Here is a 16,224-nt window from a genome sequence, read left to right on the forward strand (position 1 = left end):
CGGCGAGATCCGCGATTGCCCGGCCTGCCCGGTGCTGGTCTCCTTGCCGGCGGGCAGCTTCACCATGGGCAGCAGTGCCAGCGATCCCGCCGAGAAGCCCCCGCATCATGTCACCATCGGCCAGCCGTTTGCCATCGGCCGCTATGAGGTCACGGTCGAACAATGGAATGCCTGCGCCGACGCCGGCGGCTGCCAGCGCGTCCCCACCGTCGCCGACAGCCCGAAGACCGCGCCGGTGCGCGACGTCAGCTGGGACGACGCGCAGCAGTACGTGGCCTGGCTCAGCAAGACCACCGGCAAGGCCTACCGGCTTCCGACCGAGGCGGAATGGGAATACGCAGCGCGCGGCGGCACCGCCAGTGCCTACTGGTGGGGCGACCAGATGCGCAAGGGCAATGCCAACTGCAAGGACTGCGGCGACCCATGGAGCCAGGATGCGCCGGCCGCGGTCGGGACGTTCCCGGCCAACCCGTACGGCCTGCACGACGTCAACGGCAGCGTGTGGGAATGGGTGGCCGATTGCTGGCACAGCACATACAAGGGCGCTCCCGCTGACGGGCGCGTGTGGAACGAGAACGCCTGCGGCGCACGCGTGATCCGCGGCGGCTCCTGGCGCGAAGGGGCGAGCTACATGGTGTCATCCACACGCTTCAAGTACAGCCCCAGCGTGCGGCAGTCGCAGAACGGCTTTCGCGTGGCGCGCGACATGAAGTAGCGGCTGGCGCAATTGGCAAGCCCGCCACTGGCGTCAATCAGCGCGCGCGCGTGGAGATCTGCACCAGGTCCGCGCTGATGCGGTCCCGGCCATAAGTGCGTGCCATCTGCGCCAGCGGCTTTTCCAGTGCCTTCAGGTAGTCCTTGTGCAACTCGACCTCGGCGCGCCGGCCCTCGAACAGCGGCGCGGGTGTGGTCAGCAACACCACCAGCTCGGTGCCGAAAGGCCTGGAGATGATCCAGTCGCCACCGTCGCCAACCGTGGCGCCATGGCTGGGCGGCGCCTGGTGGGCGGGCACGCGCGCGCTCGGCACCATGTGCGCCACCTTGCCGTCGGCCGCGAAGTAATCGACATAGACATAAGAGTCGCGCGCCGGCGTGCGCAGATCCAGCACCAGCGGTGAACCCTCAGTCAGCTGCGTGCCCTGGCCGCGCAGCCGCAGCGACGAAGCCGTGCCCCCTTCGCGGTTGCCTGACCAGTACGGCGCGATCAGGGTGGCCACGTCGCATTTGTCGGCGGCCAGCGGCTGGGTGTCGATCGACACGCCCTTCAGCTCCTTGACGCCCGGCAACGCGCTGAGCTGCTCGCGCAGCCGCGCGGCGCCCACGCTCTCGGCCAGGAAGCCGCGCACGCGCAAGGTCTGCGCCTGCTGGGTGGCGGTGAGCAGCGAGCACGGCACGCCAGCCAGCAGCTTCGTGACGTCGGCCATCGACAGCACTGCCGGACGGGCAGCCGGTGCGGGTGGGGTAACCGGCGCCGCGGGCACAGGGGTAGCCGGGGCCTCGACGCGCGCGTCGCTCACCGGCGCTTCGGCCTGGCGCTGCGAATGCCACGCGTAGTAGCCGATCGCCGACACACCCGCCAGCACGGCCAGCACGCCGCCTGCCATCAGCGGCGAGGGGCGCCGCGTGGACACCACCGGCACCGCGCTCATGCCATGCAGAAAGCGCGCGACGGTGGGCGTGCGTGTTTCTCGGTCGAGCGACAGCGCCTCGCGCAGGGTCTTCCATTGCGTGCGGCTCAACTGCGGCGGCTGCGCCGGCTTGAGCCCGGCGTCGCGCGCCTGGTTGGCCGAGAGCCGCTGGTAGGGATGCTTGCCGGTCAGCAATTCATAAGTCACGCAGGCCAGCGCAAAGATGTCGTCGCGCGGGTCGGGCTCGCAATGGTCGAACATCTCCGGGCTGGCGTAGGCCGGCGTCATGCCGCCGAGCGAGCCGGGATCGAACACGGTCCGGTCGGATTCGTCGGCCGGCGGCAGGAAGCCGCGCGCAATGCCGAAGTCGATCACCTTGACCTCGCCGCTGGCGGTCAGGAAGACGTTGGCAGGCTTGAAGTCGCAGTGCACGAAGCCGCGCTCGTGCGCGTACGCCAGCGCATTGCCCATGCCGTTAACGATCGACATGGCGCGCGCCATCGGCATGCCGGTGAAGCCCGGGGCCTTGAGCACATGGTTGAGCGACGAGCCTGACAGGTATTCCATGGTCAGGAAGACCACTGGTCCGTCGCGGTCGAAGTCATAGACGGTGACGATGTTCCGGTGCGCCAGCGTCTGCGCCTTGCGCGCCTCGCGCTGCAGCGCCATCAGCGACTTGGGGTGCCCGCTGAACTGCAGGTTCAGCACCTTGATGGCGATATAGGGCTTGCGGTCCGAGGCTTCCAGCTTGCGCAGGTCGAGCGCCTTGTAGACCGTGCCCATGCCGCCCACGCCCAGGCATTCTTCCAGCACGAAGCGGCCGTTCAGGGTATCGCCCACGCCCTTGGTATGCGCCGCCGGCGGCAGCGTGCCCGGCTCGGGCGAGGTCGCATACAGCGAGCCCGTCTGCGTGCCGGCCAGGCGCGTGGCTTCGGTGGCGCCGTCGTACTGCGTGGCGCCGCGGCGCTCGATGCGCCGCATGACTTCGGCATAGACGGCGGGCGGGAACGGGAAGCGCGTGTTTTCCTCGATGACCACGCGCGCGGCCTGGCTGGGCGTGGTGGGATCCTGCGCCAGCGCCGTTTCGAACGACGCAACAAACTCGTCGTCGGAGAGACCGCCGTTCTGGAACTTGCGGATCAGTTCTTTGAGACTGGCCACGGGATGCCCCGACATGGTTGCTGGCACGGCGCATCCCACGATGCGGATATGCCTGCCTTCGAGATGGATACTAGTGCGCACCCATGGCATGCGCAAACCATGCGAGGCGGGCGTGCAACGCCGCGCGCGGGCGCCCCCTGCCAATCGCATCGCCTTTGGCGCGCCACTGTCGCGGCCGCGCCAACACCAGCACGCCGCCTGTTGGCTGCGGCCCGTCACCCGCTGCATGCGGCAGGCCCCGCAGCCAGTGCGCGCGAGCCGACATCAAAAATAAATCCCCCGTATTTTCAGGCAGTTGCGCCTGCCTGGCGGGCCCGGCAACGGCATTGGCACAGTCCCTGCGTTAGTACCTCCCGAGCGCGACACCAACCCGATGCTCGAAACCAGACCCAAGCAGTGCCTTCCTCTACCGGAGACCATCATGACCACGCTGACCATCAAGGACCTGTCCTCCACCGAAACCCTGGACCGCAAGGGCATGCACGCCGTACGCGGCGGCCTGGCCTACATGCCGTTCGCCGCGGTCTACAGCCCGCTGAACCTGTCGTTCGACAGTAGCATCAAGGCCGTGCAGGAAATCGCCCAGATGCAGTCCGTCACCAACCTGAACGGCAACGGCTCGGCCTTCCTGGACCATGTGCGCTCGCATGTGGATACCAACCAGAACGCCACCAACAACATCTACGGCTGAGCCCGCGCGCCCCAGCCACCCACGCACTGACCGATACCGGAGACCATCATGACCACGCTGACCATCAAGGACCTGCCCGCCGCCGAAACCCTCGACAGCAAGCGCATGCACGCCGTGCGCGGCGGCCTGTCGTACCTGCCCTTCGCCGCCGTCTACATGCCGATCAAGCTGTCGCTGGACAACAGCATCAACGCCACGCAAAGCATCGCGCAGATGCAGACCGTGACCAACCTGAACGGCAACGGCTCGGCCTTCCTGGACCATGTCAAGTCCGACGTGCACACCAACCAGAACGCCACCAACAACATCTTCGGCTGATACGCCCTGGCCGCGGCAGGCGCGCAGATACAGCAATCTCCGCGCCAGCCGCCCCCGGCACCCGACTCAAAGGAGCACCACCATGTCATCGATCCTCGTCCGCGATCTCGCCCTGAGCAAAGAACTCGACCGTGCCTCGCTGTGCGCCGTACGCGGCGGCAACTCGTGGCTCAGCCGCGGCGTCGGCAACGTCGGCCCGCTCGCCAACGTCACCGTCAACGTCAACCAGAACATCGCGCAGCTGCAGAGCATCAACGTCAACACGCTCAACAACAGCATCGTCGGCCCCGACTTCGGCCCGGTGCGCGTCAACGTCAACCCGTCGCAATGGGCCGGCAATTTCGCCGCAGTCTGAGCGCACCGCGCGGCGGCCCCGCGGGCAAGACCGCGGACCGCCTCGCCTATACTGAAGCGGTCCCGCGGCCGCATGGCCGTGGCGCCGCTTGACCGGAGACAGCCATGGCAGTGATCGTCATCAAGGATTTGCCCGACAGCATGGATCTCGACCGGCAGGCCATGACCGCCATCCTGGGCGGCGGGCGCACCGCCGGCGGCCAGGCATGGCATGGCTTGCGGCGCCAGGGCGCCGCGCGCATCGTCGGCTACCCGGGCGGATTGCCGGGCAACCGCCATGTGATGCCGCAGGAGCAGCCGCTCGGGCGGCTGCCGCGCACGGCCGCTGGCAAGGATGCAGAAGACTGAACCGCAACCACAACCGTCCAAATGAAAAGCCCGCCATCGCTGGCGGGCTTTGGATGCGGACGGGCCCGGACCACCTGGGTCACGCGGTCAGCAGTTCGGTCATTCTGTTCCAGGCAGGCTTCCCATGATTCCGCCCATGAAGCATGAAGCGGACGCCCATCCGGACCACCCGGAGAGTCGCAGGAAGACTGGCGCTTGGAGTCAATGACCGCAGTGCTCGCCGCGAACAGCGGCCCAATGCCGCTGGAAGAGGTCAAGCGGGAGCGTTTTCGTCCGCCCCGTGCGGGCATCCTGTGTGCTCGCGCCTCCAGTATAGGCGGGGGTTTTCGGCTTTCAACCAGCGTGGTGCGGGGCGCGCCTGGAAGGTGACGAGCGCCTGACATATCCGGTTACGTTTTCGCAGTGCAACAAAAATTCCGTACTCTGCTATAATCCGCGCCGTGAGTTTCGCAACTGTGAGATCCGCCAAACGCCCGGCTTCCTGCCGCGGCGAATCCGCTGCCCTCCCAAGCTCTGTTTCCTCGCTGCCGGACGCCTAGTCATCACTTCATGGCCCCAGCCGCCCAGCAGAACGCACCGCTCACCTGACGTCGCCTCGTCTCCGATCCTGTTGAACAGCCTGAAACCTGAGCTGTTTGCCTGCCAGGGATACGGCCGGACCGCCTAGCGGGACCAGCCACCGCCCTGCCTGCCGCCGTACTGCCAGCTGTGTCTGTCGTAACGGCCTCACCGATTGGCGCCGAAGCCTTTTTAAGACTTTGCACTGCGCCCACCCCATTCAGCTTTGCCGGGGTGCCATGCATTTATTTGACCATTCCGACATGACCCAGCACGACATTCGTGCGGAGCAAGCTATTGCCTCCGCGACCGACGCTTCGATCACTTCCGACGCTGCCCAGAGCCCGCTCGACAAGCTCGACGCCCTGCTCAACCCCAGCCCGGCAGTTGAAGAAGCCCCGGCCGTGGAAAGCGGTTTCGCCACGCTTGGCCTCGATACGGCCATCCTGCGCGCCCTCTCCGAACTGAACTACAACACGCCCACGCCGGTGCAGGCCCAGGCCATCCCGGCCTTCCTGGCCGGCCGCGACCTGCTGGTCTCGAGCCAGACCGGCTCGGGCAAGACCGCCGCGTTCATGCTGCCCGCGATCCAGCGCATCAGCGAAATGCCGGCGCCGCAGCGCGCGACCGAGCCCGCCAAGCGCATGAAGGGCAAGCGCCCGCGCCCGTCGCCGGCCCAGCCCGCTCTGCTGGTGCTGACCCCGACGCGCGAACTGGCGCTGCAGGTGACCGAGGCTGCCGCCAAGTACGGCCGCAACCTGCGCCGCATCGTCTGCGCCAGCATCCTGGGCGGCATGCCCTACCCCAAGCAGCTGGCCGCGCTGTCCAAGATGCCTGACATCCTGGTGGCCACGCCGGGCCGCCTGCTCGACCATATCGACGCCGGCCGCATCGACCTGTCGGCGCTGCAGATGCTGGTGTTCGACGAGGCTGACCGCATGCTCGACATGGGCTTTGCCGACGACATCGACGCCATCGTCAACGCCACCCCGGCTTCGCGCCAGACGCTGATGTTCTCGGCTACGCTGGATGCGCGCATCGGCCAGCTCGCCTCGCGCCAGCTGCGCGACCCGCAGCGCATCGAGATCGCCGCGGCCCGCGCCGACCAGAGCCATATCGAGCAGCGCCTGCACTTCACCGACGACATGTCGCACAAGGAACGCCTGCTGGACCACCTGCTGCGCGACGCGACGCTCAAGCAAGCCATCGTCTTCACCGCGACCAAGCGCGATGCCGATTCGCTGGCCGAGCGCCTGTCCGACACCGGCTTCTCCGCCGGCGCGCTGCACGGCGACATGACCCAGGGCGCGCGCAACCGCACCCTGACCGCGCTGCGCCGCGGCAACCTGCGCGTGCTGGTGGCCACTGACGTGGCCGCGCGCGGCATCGACGTGCCCGATATCACCCACGTGGTGAACTTCGACCTGCCCAAGCAGGCCGAGGACTACGTGCACCGCATCGGCCGTACCGGCCGCGCTGGCCGCTCGGGCACCGCCATCAACCTGGTGAACCACAACGACATGTTCCAGTGGAAGCGCATCGAGCGCTTCACCAACCAGCGCATCGACGCTTCGGTGATCGAAGGCCTGGAGCCGCGCCGTTCGCCCAAGCCGCGTTCCAACTTCGGCGGCAAGCCGGGCGGCGGCCGCGGTGACTCCCGCGGCAATGGCGGCGGCTACCGTGGCGGCGAACGCAGCTTCGGCGACCGCAAGTTCGGCGGCGGCGAGAACCGCACCGGCTTCGGCGAGCGCAAGTTCAGCGGCGAGAGCCGTGGCTTCGGCAACCGCCCGGAAGGCGCACGCCCGTTCGGTGACGACAACCGCGGTGGCTTCGGCAATCGTGAAGGCGGCTACCGTGGCCAAGGCCAGGGCCAGGGCCAGGGCGCCGGCTACCGCGGCGCCAACGACGGTGCGCGTGGCTTCGGCAACCGCGAAGGCGGCCGCAGCTTCGGCGACGACAACCGCGGTGGTTTCGGCAACCGCGACGGCGCCGCCCGCAGCTTTGGCGACAACAACCGTGGTGGCTTCGGCGACCGCACCGGCGGCGGCTATCGTGGCAACACCGGTGCCAGCACTGGTGGCAACGGCGAAGGCCGCAGCTTCGGCAACCGCGACGGCAACCGTGACGGCAATCGCAGCTTTGGCGGCGGTTTCGGCGGCAATGGCGGCAGCAACGGCAACCGCAACAGCCGCTCGCGCTACGAGCGTTGATCGGGCGGTGCGCTAAGCGCACCTGCCAGGCAGAAGAAAGGGCACCCTCGGGTGCCCTTTTTTGTTGTCGCGTACAGCCCGCTACAGCGCGCAGGTGCGAAAGCCGATGAAGGACAGATCATCCTCCGGCAACCGCGCCCACCTTGCCCGCACATGGCGCAGCCGCGCGGGGCTGGCGAACGACACACCGCGCACCGCCTGGTGCGTGCCGAAACGCCCCACCACCTCGCTGTCTGACGGCGCGGCGGCAAATCCGGCGTACGGCTCGTAGGGCGTGGCAGTCCACTCGCGCAGCGCCCCCCACTGCAGGCCGCGGTTCTGCGTCGCGGCGAGCTCCCATTCCGATTCCGCCGGCAGGCGCCGCCCCGCCCACACGCACCACGCCTGCGCCTCGTACAGCGTGACGTGGCGCACCGCCTCATCCGGATTGAGCGTGCGCAGCGTGCCGAAGCGCTCCACCATCCAGCCGCGCGATTCCGGATGGCGCGACCAGTAGCGCGGCGCCGAGCGTTCCTGCGTCATCAGCCACTGGCGCCCCGCTGCCGACCACCACGCCGGGTGCTCGTAGCCGCCGTCCTCGACGAACTCGAGGAACTGCGCGTTGCTGACCGGCGCCATGTCCATTTCAAACACGGGGACGTAGGTGGGCTGCGGCGGCAGCTCATCCGGCCAGGCAAAGCCGTCGGGATCGCTCCAGCCGAGCGTGAAGCGACCGCCCGGGAAATGCAGCGTGCCGCCATGCCCCGCAGGCTGCACCGGACCGGCGCCGATGGCCTCCGCGGGCGCCATGCCCAGCGCCTGCAACAGCGCGGCTACGCCTTCGCCCTGGGCATCCTCATGCAGCAGCGCGCGGCGGTACGGGTACAGGGTCAGGTCGCTGTCGTCGGCCAGCAGCGCGATCCGGCGCAGCACGCCGTCGAGCACGTCGGCAGCATAGCGCTTGACCACCGCGACGTCGGGCAGCGCGATCTCCCAGCGCTCGTCGGGGCCGATGCGGTCCGGGTCGAACCACTCGTCGGCGCCGTCCAGCAGCGATGGCTCGGACGCCACCGGCACCGGCACGCCGCCGCGGTCCACCTGGCGCACGCCGCGCAGGCACCACCACTCTGCATGCCAGGCCACGTGCCCGAGCGTCCACAACGGCGGATCGGCATCGTACTGATGCGGCACGTCCCAGGCGCGGCGCGTCTGCCCGAACGGTGCCAGCCACGCCAGCGTGCGGTTGCGCGCATCGACCAGCGCCTGCGCCAGCCCTTCGCGCGGCAGCCGGCGCGGGTCGGACCAGGTCGCCTTGCCGCCGGTGAAGTAGAGATCGGGAAGCATGGGAAAGCCGCTCATCGGGAAAGTCCGTGCAGGGAGTGAACAGTGGACAGGCAGTGACCGAAGCAGGCAACTGCTGGCCTGGCGCTCGCACGCCAGGCCGGCTGCGGCCATTATGACACTACCTGCCATCCCTGCCGGATGGCGCCCGCGCGGGCGGATCAGCCGCGCGCGTGGAACACGGCGAACCAGCCGCTCGGGTCGGTCCAGTACACCGGGTCGTCAAACCCGGCGGCTTCCAGCAAGAGCGTGAAGTCCTGCGGGCGGTATTTGTAGGAGTCCTCGGTATGGATCCGTTCGCCGGCGGCAAACTCGCGCGCGCCGCCCTGCCATTGCACGCGCACGTCGCGGCACGCCTGCAGGTGCATCTGGATGCGCGATGCCGCGCGGTCGAAGCTCGCCACATGGCGCCAGTCGTCGAGCGAAAAATCCGTGCCGACGATGCGGTTCACGTTGCGCAGCACGTTGCGGTTGAACGCGGCGGTCACGCCCAGCGCATCGTCATAGGCAGACACCAGCGTGGCTTCGTCCTTGTGCAAGTCGACCCCGATCAGCACGCCGTCGCCGCGCCCGGCCGCGCCGCGCATGCGCTGCAGCAATGCCAGGGCCTCGACCGGGGCGAAATTGCCGATGCTCGAACCCGGGTAGAAGAACAGCCGCCTGCCGCGCCTGACGTTGGCGGGCAGATCGAACGGCGCACACAGGTCGGCACCCAGGCCCAGCATCGGGATCTCGGGATGCTGCTGCTGCAGCGACGACAGCGTCGCGCGCAGGAACTCCACCGAGATATCCAGCGCCACGTACTGCGCCGGGCGCAGGCTGCCAAAGAGCCTGGCAGCCTTTTCGCAATTGCCCGCACCCAGGTCCACCAGCACGCAGCCGCTGCCGGCACGCGCGGCAATGGCCGGCGCCGCGCTGGCAAAGATCGCGGCCTCGGTGCGGGTCGGGTAGTACTCAGGCAGGTCGGTGATGGCCTCGAACAGGCGCGAGCCCAGCACGTCGTAGAAGAACTTGGGGCTGATGGCGGCCTGCCCGGCACGCAGCCCGGCCAGCACCTGCTCGCGCAGCGCACCATTGTCCTCGCGGTACTGCTGCACGAACTCCGGCTGGGGCGGCGGCAGGTGCGCACGGCCATTGGCCAGCGCAACCAGGGCGGGCGGTGCGGCCGCATGGCCGTTGTGGTGGTTCAGGGGGGGGAGAGGTGTCTGCGGGGCTTTGTTCTGGAAGGGGGTATTCGGCGGATTCGGAACAGCCGGCATGTCGTTTCCTTGTGTGGTCGCGAATGGTCACTGCTTCACTGCGTATTCCCCAAGGCCGCGCTGTGCATGTCGTGCGCGCCGGTCTCCGCAACACCCCCCTGTGCCGTCCGGGACGCATCGGGCGAAGCCGAACTTAAAGGATAGGCCCATCCGGCGGATCGCGCACCGCCCGATCGCCGGATGCGCCGCACGCGGCACATCAAAAACCTTGAGTCAGTATCTTTCCTAATGGGGCATATCCCTTGCAGTTCGTTTATAATCCCGCCCAGCGCGGCCCCGAAACGGGTCGTGTCCCTCAAAGGGGAGTAGCTCCGGGGCCCATGCCCTTAGCACAATCGTCATTCCGGGACCCTTGTCCCCGGTTGTGCTGACTACCGGCGCGCATACCGCGCCAGTGGTCGAGCAAGACCTTTGCAACCTGGACTTCATGGTTTGCAAAGGCGCCCCCACGCTCCCGTGCTACGTGAATCCAGGCGAACCCGATACGCGCACTTGCGCTGATTTGTACCCTGAGGAGAGTTCATGGAGTGGTTTACCGATCTGTTCACGATGCAGTTCCTGACGGCACTGCTGTCCATCGTCGTCATTGACCTGGTGCTGGCTGGCGACAATGCCATCGTGATCGCCCTGGCGGCGCGCAACCTGCCCGCCCACCTGCAGAAGAAGGCCATCATCTGGGGTACCGTCGGTGCCGTGGTGGTGCGTTCGGCCATGACGATCGGCGTGGTCTGGCTGCTGAAGATTCCGGGACTGATGCTGATCGGCGGCCTGGCGCTGGTGTGGATTGCCTACAAGCTGCTCTCCGACGAAGGCGACGGCGAGGGGCACGGCTCGGGCGCCTCGACCCTGTGGGGCGCTATGAAGACCATCATCATCGCCGACGCGGTGATGGGCGTGGACAACGTGCTGGCCGTGGCCGGTGCCGCGCACGGCAGCTTCCTGCTGGTGGTGCTGGGCCTGCTGATCAGCATCCCCATCGTGGTGTGGGGCTCGAGCCTGGTGCTCAAGCTGATGGGCCGCTTCCCGATCATCATCTACCTGGGCGCGGGCGTGCTGGCGTTCACGGCGGTCAAGATGATCGTGCATGAGCCGATGATCAACGCGTTCTTCGAAGCCAACCCGGTGGTCAACTGGGGCCTGTACGTGCTGATCGTCGGCGGCGTGCTGGGCGCCGGCTACCTGGTACAGAAGCGCCGCGTGCAGCAACCGGCCAGCAGCCACTAAGGCGGCAAGCCGTGCCAGGCATGGCCGGGGCGCCCGCCCCGGCCAGCCCGCTGAAGGGCCATCCTGAGGGATGGCCCTTTTGCTTTAAAATGCCAGCTTTGCGGGACCAGCGCCCGCGTCACTTCCGATCCCGCCCCGCGCCGATGAAACAGTACCTCGACTTCATGCGCCATGTGTACGAGCATGGCACCGACAAGGCCGACCGCACCGGCACCGGCACGCGCTCGGTGTTCGGCTACCAGATGCGCTTCGACCTGCGCGCAGGCTTCCCGGTGGTGACCACCAAGAAGCTGCACCTCAAGTCGATCATCCTGGAGCTGCTGTGGTTCCTGCAGGGCTCGACCAACGTGCGCTGGCTGCAGGAGCACGGCGTCAGCATCTGGAACGAGTGGGCCGACGAGAACGGCGAACTGGGCCCGGTCTACGGCTCGCAATGGCGCTCGTGGCCGGCGCCGGACGGCCGCCATATCGACCAGATCACCGACCTGGTGGCGCAGATCCGCGCCAACCCGGATTCGCGCCGCCTGATCGTATCGGCCTGGAACGTGGCCGACATCCCGCGCATGAAGCTGCCGCCCTGCCACGCGTTCTTCCAGTTCTACGTGGCCGATGGCCGGCTGTCGTGCCAGCTCTACCAGCGCAGCGCCGATATCTTCCTGGGCGTGCCGTTCAATATCGCCAGCTATGCGCTGCTGACCCACATGATGGCGCAGCAGACCGGGCTGGAAGTGGGCGACTTCGTCTGGACCGGCGGCGACTGCCATCTGTACAACAACCATTTCGAGCAGGTGCAGACCCAGCTGGCACGCGAGCCGCTGGCGCTGCCGCAGCTGAAGATCCTGCGCAAGCCCGACAGCATCTTCGACTACCGCTACGAAGACTTTGAACTGGCCGGCTACCAGTCGCACGCCGCCATCAAGGCACCGGTGGCCGTATGACGCTGCTGACACTGGTCGTCGCCCGCGCCCGCAACAACACCATCGGCCGCGACAACACGCTGCCGTGGCGCCTGCCGGAAGACCTGGCGCACTTCAAGCGCACCACCATGGGCGCGCCCGTGATCATGGGCCGCAAGACCTGGGACTCGATCGGCCGCCCGCTGCCGGGGCGCCGCAATATCGTGGTCAGCCGCAACCCGGACCTGCGCATCGAGGGCGCCGAGGTGGCGGCCTCGCTGGAAGACGCCCAGCGCCTGTGCGTGGGCGCGGAGCAGATCTTCCTGATCGGCGGCGCGCAGCTCTACGCCGAGGCCATGCCGTGCGCGGACCGGCTGGTGGTGACCGAGATCGACGCGGATGTGGAAGGCGATGCCTTCTTCCCGGCGATCGACCGCACCCAATGGATTGAAACCGCGCGCGAAACGCATCATTCGGAAGCGAATGGCTTCGACTATGCCTTCGTCACGTATGAGCGGCCACCGTCAGACGAGTCGTAAGGCATTGCGCGGGCAATAAAAAAGCAGGCCGGCCGGCCTGCTTTTTCTTTGGGCGGCGCGCGCCGCTCAGGTGCCGGCAATCGTCATCTGCTCAAGCAGGATCGAGCCGGTTTCCTTGGTGCCGCGCACCAGCGCATCCGCGCCGATGGCGACGATCTGCTGGAACATCTCGGCCATATTGCCGGCGATGGTGATTTCCTCGACCGGGTACTGGATCACGCCGTTCTCGACCCAGTAGCCCGAGGCGCCGCGCGAATAATCTCCGGTCACGTAGTTGACGCCCTGCCCCATCAGCTCGGTCACCAGCAGGCCGGTGCCGAGCTTGCGCAGCATGGCCGGGAAGTCGTCGTCGGGCTCGGTCAGCGAGCTGGTCAGCGTCAGGTTGTGCGAGCCGCCGGCGTTGCCGGTGGTCTGCATGCCGAGCTTGCGCGCGGAATAGGTCGACAGGAAATAGCCCTGCACCACGCCGTCGCGCACCACGTCGCGGGCGCGGGTGCGCACGCCTTCCTCGTCGAACGGGGCGCTGCCCATGGCGCCGGGGGTGTGCGGCTGCTCATGGATCTGGATATGCGGCGCAAACACGGCCTGGCCCAGCGAATCGCACAGGAAAGTGGATTTGCGGTACAGCGCGCCGCCCGACACCGCCTGCACGAAGGCGCCCAGCAGCCCCGCGGCCAGCGGCGCCTCGAACAGCACCGGGCAGCGGCGCGTGGACAGCTGGCGCGCCTGCAGCCGCGCCAGCGCGCGCTCGGCGGCGTAGCGGCCGATGTCCTCGGGCGCGGCCAGCGCCAGCGGCGAGCGCTTGGACGAGTACCAGTCATCGCGCTGCATGCCGCTGCCGCTGCCGGCGATCGGCGCGCACGAGATGAAATGGCGCGAATACGGGTAGCCGCCCGAGAAGCCGCGCGTGGTCGCCAGCACGAACTGCGAATGCTGCGCCGACACGCTGGCGCCGTCGCTGTTGCGGATGCGCGGCGACACCGCGAAGGCGGCGGCCTCGGCGCGGGTGGCGATGTCGATGGCGCGCTCGGCGTCCAGCGCCCAGGGGTGGAACAGTTCCAGGTCCTGTGGCGCGCGTTCCAGCAGTTCTTCCTCGGCCAGGCCGGCGCAATCGTCCTCGGCCGTGAAGCGGGCGATGTTGTAGGCGGCCTCGGCGGTGGCGCGCAGCGCGGCCGGAGAGAAGTCCGAGGTGCTGGCATTGCCGCGGCGCTTGCCGATCATGACCGTGACCCCGACCACCTTGTCGCGGTTCTGCTCGATGGTTTCCACCTGCCCCTTGCGTACCGATACCGACAGGCCGCTGCCTTCGGAGATCTCGGTGGCGGCGTCGGTCGCCCCAAGTTCGCGTGCAACGCGCAGCACATCGGCGGCCATCTCGCTGAGCTGGGCCTGGGTGTAGGTGAAGTGCGCGGTTTGTTCTGCGATCTGGTCCATGCTGGGCGGGTGTCATCAAAAGTCCAAGCGGCAATCATAGCAAGATAAAATGCCGGGCATGACGCGAAATTCCCGTAATCCGAATGGCTCGCGCTTTCCCGGAGGCTTTGCGCCCGAACCGGAAGACGACGAACCGAAAAGCAAGTCGCAGCGCAAGCGCGACATGACCGCCCTGCAGGACCTTGGCGCCGAGCTCGAAGCCCTGGCCAAGGACCGCCTGGCGCGCGTGCCCATGCCCGAAGCGCTGGCCGACGCCATCCACCAGGCCCGCCGCATCAACAGCCACGAAGGCAAGCGCCGCCAGATGCAGTTCGTGGGCAAGATCATGCGCGGCCTCGAAGACGAAGAGGTCGAGGTGATCCGGCAAGCGCTGGAGGGCTTCAAGGGCACCAGCAAGGCCGAAACCGCCCGCATGCACCTGATCGAGCGCTGGCGCGAGCTGCTGCTGGCCGACGACGCGGCGCTGACGCGCTTCCTCGCCGAGCATCCCGGCATCGACGTGCAGGCGCTGCGCAACACCATCCGCAACGCGCGCAAGGAAAAGGAGCAAAGCAAGCCGCCGCGCTATTTCCGCGAGCTGTTCCAGGCGATCAAGACGGCGCTGGACGCGAAGGACGGCAAGGCCGGCGCCGCCGCGGACCAACCCCCTACCCCGGAGCCCGAGGCATGACCCAGACCACGCAGCCGGTAGTCCGCAACCATCCCGACGAACTCGTTGTCGGCTTCGTTTCGATCTCGGACCGCGCCTCGGCCGGCACCTACCAGGACGAAGGCATCCCGGCGCTGCGCGAGTGGTTCGGGCGCACGCTGACCACGCCCTGGCAGGCGGTGGAGCGGCTGATCCCGGACGAGCAGGCGCAGATCTCGCGCACCCTGATCGACCTGGTCGACGTGGCCGGCTGCGACCTGGTGCTGACCACCGGCGGCACCGGCCCGGCGCGCCGCGACGTGACGCCGGAGGCCACGCTGGCCGTGGGCACCAAGGAAATGCCCGGCTTTGGCGAGCAGATGCGCCAGGTCAGCCTGCATTTCGTGCCGACCGCGATCCTGTCGCGCCAGGTGGCGGTGATCCGCGAGACCGCCAGCCGCGCCGCGCTGATCGTCAACCTGCCCGGCCAGCCGCGCGCCATCCGCGAGACCCTTGAGGGCCTGCGCGATGCCGATGGCAAGGCCGTGGTGCAAGGGATCTTTGCTGCGGTGCCGTATTGCATCGACCTGATCGGCGGCCCCTACATGGAAACCGACGAAGCCATCGTCAAGGCCTGGCGCCCGAAGAACGCCGTGCGGGCCAAGCCCGCCGCGTAATCCCGCCAATCGCACCAATCGCCCGCAGGCGCCCGCCTGCGGGTTCCCCCCTTCCCGCTTCTCAGCGCAAGCCCAGGTACAACCCCACCGGCACGAACACCACCGCGGCGATATTGCCCAGCAGCACGATCGACGCCACCTGGTCCGGCTCCTGCCGGAAATGGTCTGCCACCAGGAAGTTCAGCACCGCCGGCGGCAGCGCGGCAAACACAAAGAGAAGGCCACGCTGCAATTCGGTCAGCGGCACCCACTGCGCCAGCAGCAGTGCCACCGCAATGCCCGTCAGGGGGCAGGCCGCGGCGCCGACCAGGCCCATGCCCCAGTTGCGCAGGCTGACGTCCTTCATGCGCACGCCCAGCGCAAACAGCATCAGCGGCACGGTGGCGTCGCCCAGCAGCTTGACCGACTGGTAGACTGGATCCGGCAGCGTGAACCATGGCCGCGCCAGCGCCAGCGCCACGCCCGCCACGGTGGCCAGCACCATGGGGTTGCGCGCGATCTGCGCCATCGATGCATGGCGGTTGACGATCTTCATGCCGATGGTGAAGTGCATCAGGTTCGATGCCGCGAACAGCGCCACCGCCGGCGCCAGGCCAGCCGGGCCGAAGGCAAATACCGACAGCGGCAGGCCCATGTTGCCGCAGTTGTTGAACATCATCGGCGGCACGAAGGTGCGCGGATCGGCCTTCAGCAGCCGCGCCAGCGCCCACGCCAGCACGCCCGAGCCCAGCACCACCGCCACCGCGCAGCCCAGCAGCACCAGCTGGTCGGCCAGCACGAAATCCTTGCTGACGAAGGCCGACACCACCAGCAGCGGCGCGATCACGTCCAGCGTGGCGCGGTTGATGCCGGCCATGTCCGGATGGGCCTTGCGCCCGTACAGCCACCCGACCAGGATGATCAGGATGACCGGCGTGATGATGGAGACGATGCGCTCAAGCATGGGCAGGCGGGACACGCCCCGGACAGCGCCCGGCGG

16 protein-coding genes are annotated in these 16,224 nt (G+C 68.0%); 11 read left to right on the forward strand and 5 right to left on the reverse strand.

The genetic code is table 11. The features are described 5' to 3' along the window. The first annotated feature begins 64 nt into the window (after positions 1-64). A complete protein-coding gene (locus tag CF68_RS02270) occupies positions 65-715 on the forward strand; it encodes a formylglycine-generating enzyme family protein (protein ID WP_369798843.1) in 651 nt (216 codons plus the stop codon). A gap of 37 nt (positions 716-752) precedes the next feature. Here CF68_RS02270 and CF68_RS02275 read toward each other — a convergent pair whose 3' ends face one another. After that, positions 753-2,804: a serine/threonine protein kinase gene (locus CF68_RS02275; RefSeq protein WP_035815743.1), complete on the reverse strand. Its 2,052-nt coding sequence runs from the start codon at positions 2,802-2,804 to the stop codon at positions 753-755. Between the two features lie 406 nt (positions 2,805-3,210). Between CF68_RS02275 and CF68_RS02285 the strand changes: the two genes are divergently transcribed. The 5 genes from CF68_RS02285 (at position 3,211) to CF68_RS02305 (ending at position 7,268) form a co-directional block, all read left to right on the forward strand. Beyond that, positions 3,211-3,480: a hypothetical protein gene (locus tag CF68_RS02285; RefSeq protein WP_035815746.1), complete on the forward strand. Its 270-nt coding sequence runs from the start codon at positions 3,211-3,213 to the stop codon at positions 3,478-3,480. Between the two features lie 48 nt (positions 3,481-3,528). After that, positions 3,529-3,798, forward strand: coding sequence for a hypothetical protein (locus tag CF68_RS02290; RefSeq protein ID WP_035815747.1), 270 nt, complete (start codon positions 3,529-3,531; stop codon positions 3,796-3,798). A gap of 82 nt (positions 3,799-3,880) precedes the next feature. Next, positions 3,881-4,153: a hypothetical protein gene (locus CF68_RS02295; RefSeq protein ID WP_035815748.1), complete on the forward strand. Its 273-nt coding sequence runs from the start codon at positions 3,881-3,883 to the stop codon at positions 4,151-4,153. A 104-nt stretch (positions 4,154-4,257) separates the two neighbouring features. Continuing rightward, positions 4,258-4,500 carry a hypothetical protein gene (locus CF68_RS02300; RefSeq protein ID WP_035815749.1) on the forward strand — a complete coding sequence of 81 codons (243 nt, stop codon included), beginning with the start codon at positions 4,258-4,260 and terminating at the stop codon, positions 4,498-4,500. Positions 4,501-5,321: 821 nt separating this feature from the next. Next, positions 5,322-7,268: a DEAD/DEAH box helicase gene (locus CF68_RS02305; protein ID WP_035815750.1), complete on the forward strand. Its 1,947-nt coding sequence runs from the start codon at positions 5,322-5,324 to the stop codon at positions 7,266-7,268. 81 nt (positions 7,269-7,349) lie between these two features. Here CF68_RS02305 and CF68_RS02310 read toward each other — a convergent pair whose 3' ends face one another. Both CF68_RS02310 and egtD read right to left on the reverse strand, forming a co-directional pair. Further along, positions 7,350-8,606: an SUMF1/EgtB/PvdO family nonheme iron enzyme gene (locus CF68_RS02310; RefSeq protein ID WP_035815752.1), complete on the reverse strand. Its 1,257-nt coding sequence runs from the start codon at positions 8,604-8,606 to the stop codon at positions 7,350-7,352. A 143-nt stretch (positions 8,607-8,749) separates the two neighbouring features. Beyond that, the gene (gene egtD / locus CF68_RS02315) at positions 8,750-9,847 is read right to left on the reverse strand and encodes an L-histidine N(alpha)-methyltransferase (protein WP_035815754.1); all 1,098 of its coding nucleotides are present in this window, start codon (positions 9,845-9,847) and stop codon (positions 8,750-8,752) included. A 522-nt stretch (positions 9,848-10,369) separates the two neighbouring features. Between egtD and CF68_RS02320 the strand changes: the two genes are divergently transcribed. The 3 genes from CF68_RS02320 to CF68_RS02330 all read left to right on the forward strand — a co-directional run bounded on the left by CF68_RS02320 (position 10,370) and on the right by CF68_RS02330 (position 12,506). After that, complete coding sequence (locus tag CF68_RS02320) at positions 10,370-11,071, forward strand: TerC family protein (protein WP_035815756.1); 702 nt, start codon at positions 10,370-10,372, stop codon at positions 11,069-11,071. Positions 11,072-11,214: 143 nt separating this feature from the next. Continuing rightward, positions 11,215-12,009 (forward strand): thymidylate synthase, encoded by a 795-nt coding sequence (locus CF68_RS02325; RefSeq protein ID WP_035815757.1) that lies wholly within the window; start codon positions 11,215-11,217, stop codon positions 12,007-12,009. Next, positions 12,006-12,506: a dihydrofolate reductase gene (locus CF68_RS02330; protein WP_035815758.1), complete on the forward strand. Its 501-nt coding sequence runs from the start codon at positions 12,006-12,008 to the stop codon at positions 12,504-12,506. The genes CF68_RS02325 and CF68_RS02330 overlap by 4 nt, the downstream gene beginning before the upstream one ends. A 66-nt stretch (positions 12,507-12,572) precedes the next feature. Here the strand turns inward: CF68_RS02330 and pmbA are convergent, their stop codons facing one another. After that, positions 12,573-13,940: a metalloprotease PmbA gene (gene pmbA / locus CF68_RS02335; protein ID WP_035815759.1), complete on the reverse strand. Its 1,368-nt coding sequence runs from the start codon at positions 13,938-13,940 to the stop codon at positions 12,573-12,575. 49 nt (positions 13,941-13,989) lie between these two features. Between pmbA and yjgA the strand changes: the two genes are divergently transcribed. Next, positions 13,990-14,610, forward strand: a complete 621-nt coding sequence (gene yjgA / locus CF68_RS02340; RefSeq protein ID WP_035815760.1) for a ribosome biogenesis factor YjgA — start codon at positions 13,990-13,992, stop codon at positions 14,608-14,610. Next, positions 14,607-15,245 carry a molybdopterin adenylyltransferase gene (gene mog / locus CF68_RS02345; RefSeq protein WP_051591363.1) on the forward strand — a complete coding sequence of 213 codons (639 nt, stop codon included), beginning with the start codon at positions 14,607-14,609 and terminating at the stop codon, positions 15,243-15,245. The genes yjgA and mog overlap by 4 nt, the downstream gene beginning before the upstream one ends. A gap of 61 nt (positions 15,246-15,306) precedes the next feature. Here mog and CF68_RS02350 read toward each other — a convergent pair whose 3' ends face one another. Then, positions 15,307-16,188, reverse strand: a complete 882-nt coding sequence (locus CF68_RS02350; protein WP_010813614.1) for an AEC family transporter — start codon at positions 16,186-16,188, stop codon at positions 15,307-15,309. Positions 16,189-16,224 lie beyond the last annotated feature (36 nt).

The organism is Cupriavidus sp. SK-4 (genome assembly GCF_000611125.1).
Taxonomy (GTDB): Bacteria; Pseudomonadota; Gammaproteobacteria; order Burkholderiales; family Burkholderiaceae; genus Cupriavidus; species Cupriavidus necator.

Excerpts from the sequence above, each read along its gene's own strand:
- mog (WP_051591363.1), top strand. The coding sequence starts at position 14,607 with ATGACCCAGACCACGCAGCCGGTAGTCCGCAACCATCCCGACGAACTC.
- CF68_RS02300 (WP_035815749.1), top strand. The coding sequence starts at position 4,258 with ATGGCAGTGATCGTCATCAAGGATTTGCCCGACAGCATGGATCTCGAC.
- CF68_RS02275 (WP_035815743.1), bottom strand. The coding sequence starts at position 2,804 with ATGTCGGGGCATCCCGTGGCCAGTCTCAAAGAACTGATCCGCAAGTTC.
- yjgA (WP_035815760.1), top strand. The coding sequence starts at position 13,990 with ATGCCGGGCATGACGCGAAATTCCCGTAATCCGAATGGCTCGCGCTTT.
- CF68_RS02325 (WP_035815757.1), top strand. The coding sequence starts at position 11,215 with ATGAAACAGTACCTCGACTTCATGCGCCATGTGTACGAGCATGGCACC.
- CF68_RS02285 (WP_035815746.1), top strand. The coding sequence starts at position 3,211 with ATGACCACGCTGACCATCAAGGACCTGTCCTCCACCGAAACCCTGGAC.
- CF68_RS02350 (WP_010813614.1), bottom strand. The coding sequence starts at position 16,188 with ATGCTTGAGCGCATCGTCTCCATCATCACGCCGGTCATCCTGATCATC.
- CF68_RS02305 (WP_035815750.1), top strand. The coding sequence starts at position 5,322 with ATGACCCAGCACGACATTCGTGCGGAGCAAGCTATTGCCTCCGCGACC.
- CF68_RS02270 (WP_369798843.1), top strand. The coding sequence starts at position 65 with ATGGGCAGCAGTGCCAGCGATCCCGCCGAGAAGCCCCCGCATCATGTC.
- CF68_RS02310 (WP_035815752.1), bottom strand. The coding sequence starts at position 8,606 with ATGAGCGGCTTTCCCATGCTTCCCGATCTCTACTTCACCGGCGGCAAG.
- CF68_RS02330 (WP_035815758.1), top strand. The coding sequence starts at position 12,006 with ATGACGCTGCTGACACTGGTCGTCGCCCGCGCCCGCAACAACACCATC.
- pmbA (WP_035815759.1), bottom strand. The coding sequence starts at position 13,940 with ATGGACCAGATCGCAGAACAAACCGCGCACTTCACCTACACCCAGGCC.
- egtD (WP_035815754.1), bottom strand. The coding sequence starts at position 9,847 with ATGCCGGCTGTTCCGAATCCGCCGAATACCCCCTTCCAGAACAAAGCC.
- CF68_RS02290 (WP_035815747.1), top strand. The coding sequence starts at position 3,529 with ATGACCACGCTGACCATCAAGGACCTGCCCGCCGCCGAAACCCTCGAC.
- CF68_RS02295 (WP_035815748.1), top strand. The coding sequence starts at position 3,881 with ATGTCATCGATCCTCGTCCGCGATCTCGCCCTGAGCAAAGAACTCGAC.
- CF68_RS02320 (WP_035815756.1), top strand. The coding sequence starts at position 10,370 with ATGGAGTGGTTTACCGATCTGTTCACGATGCAGTTCCTGACGGCACTG.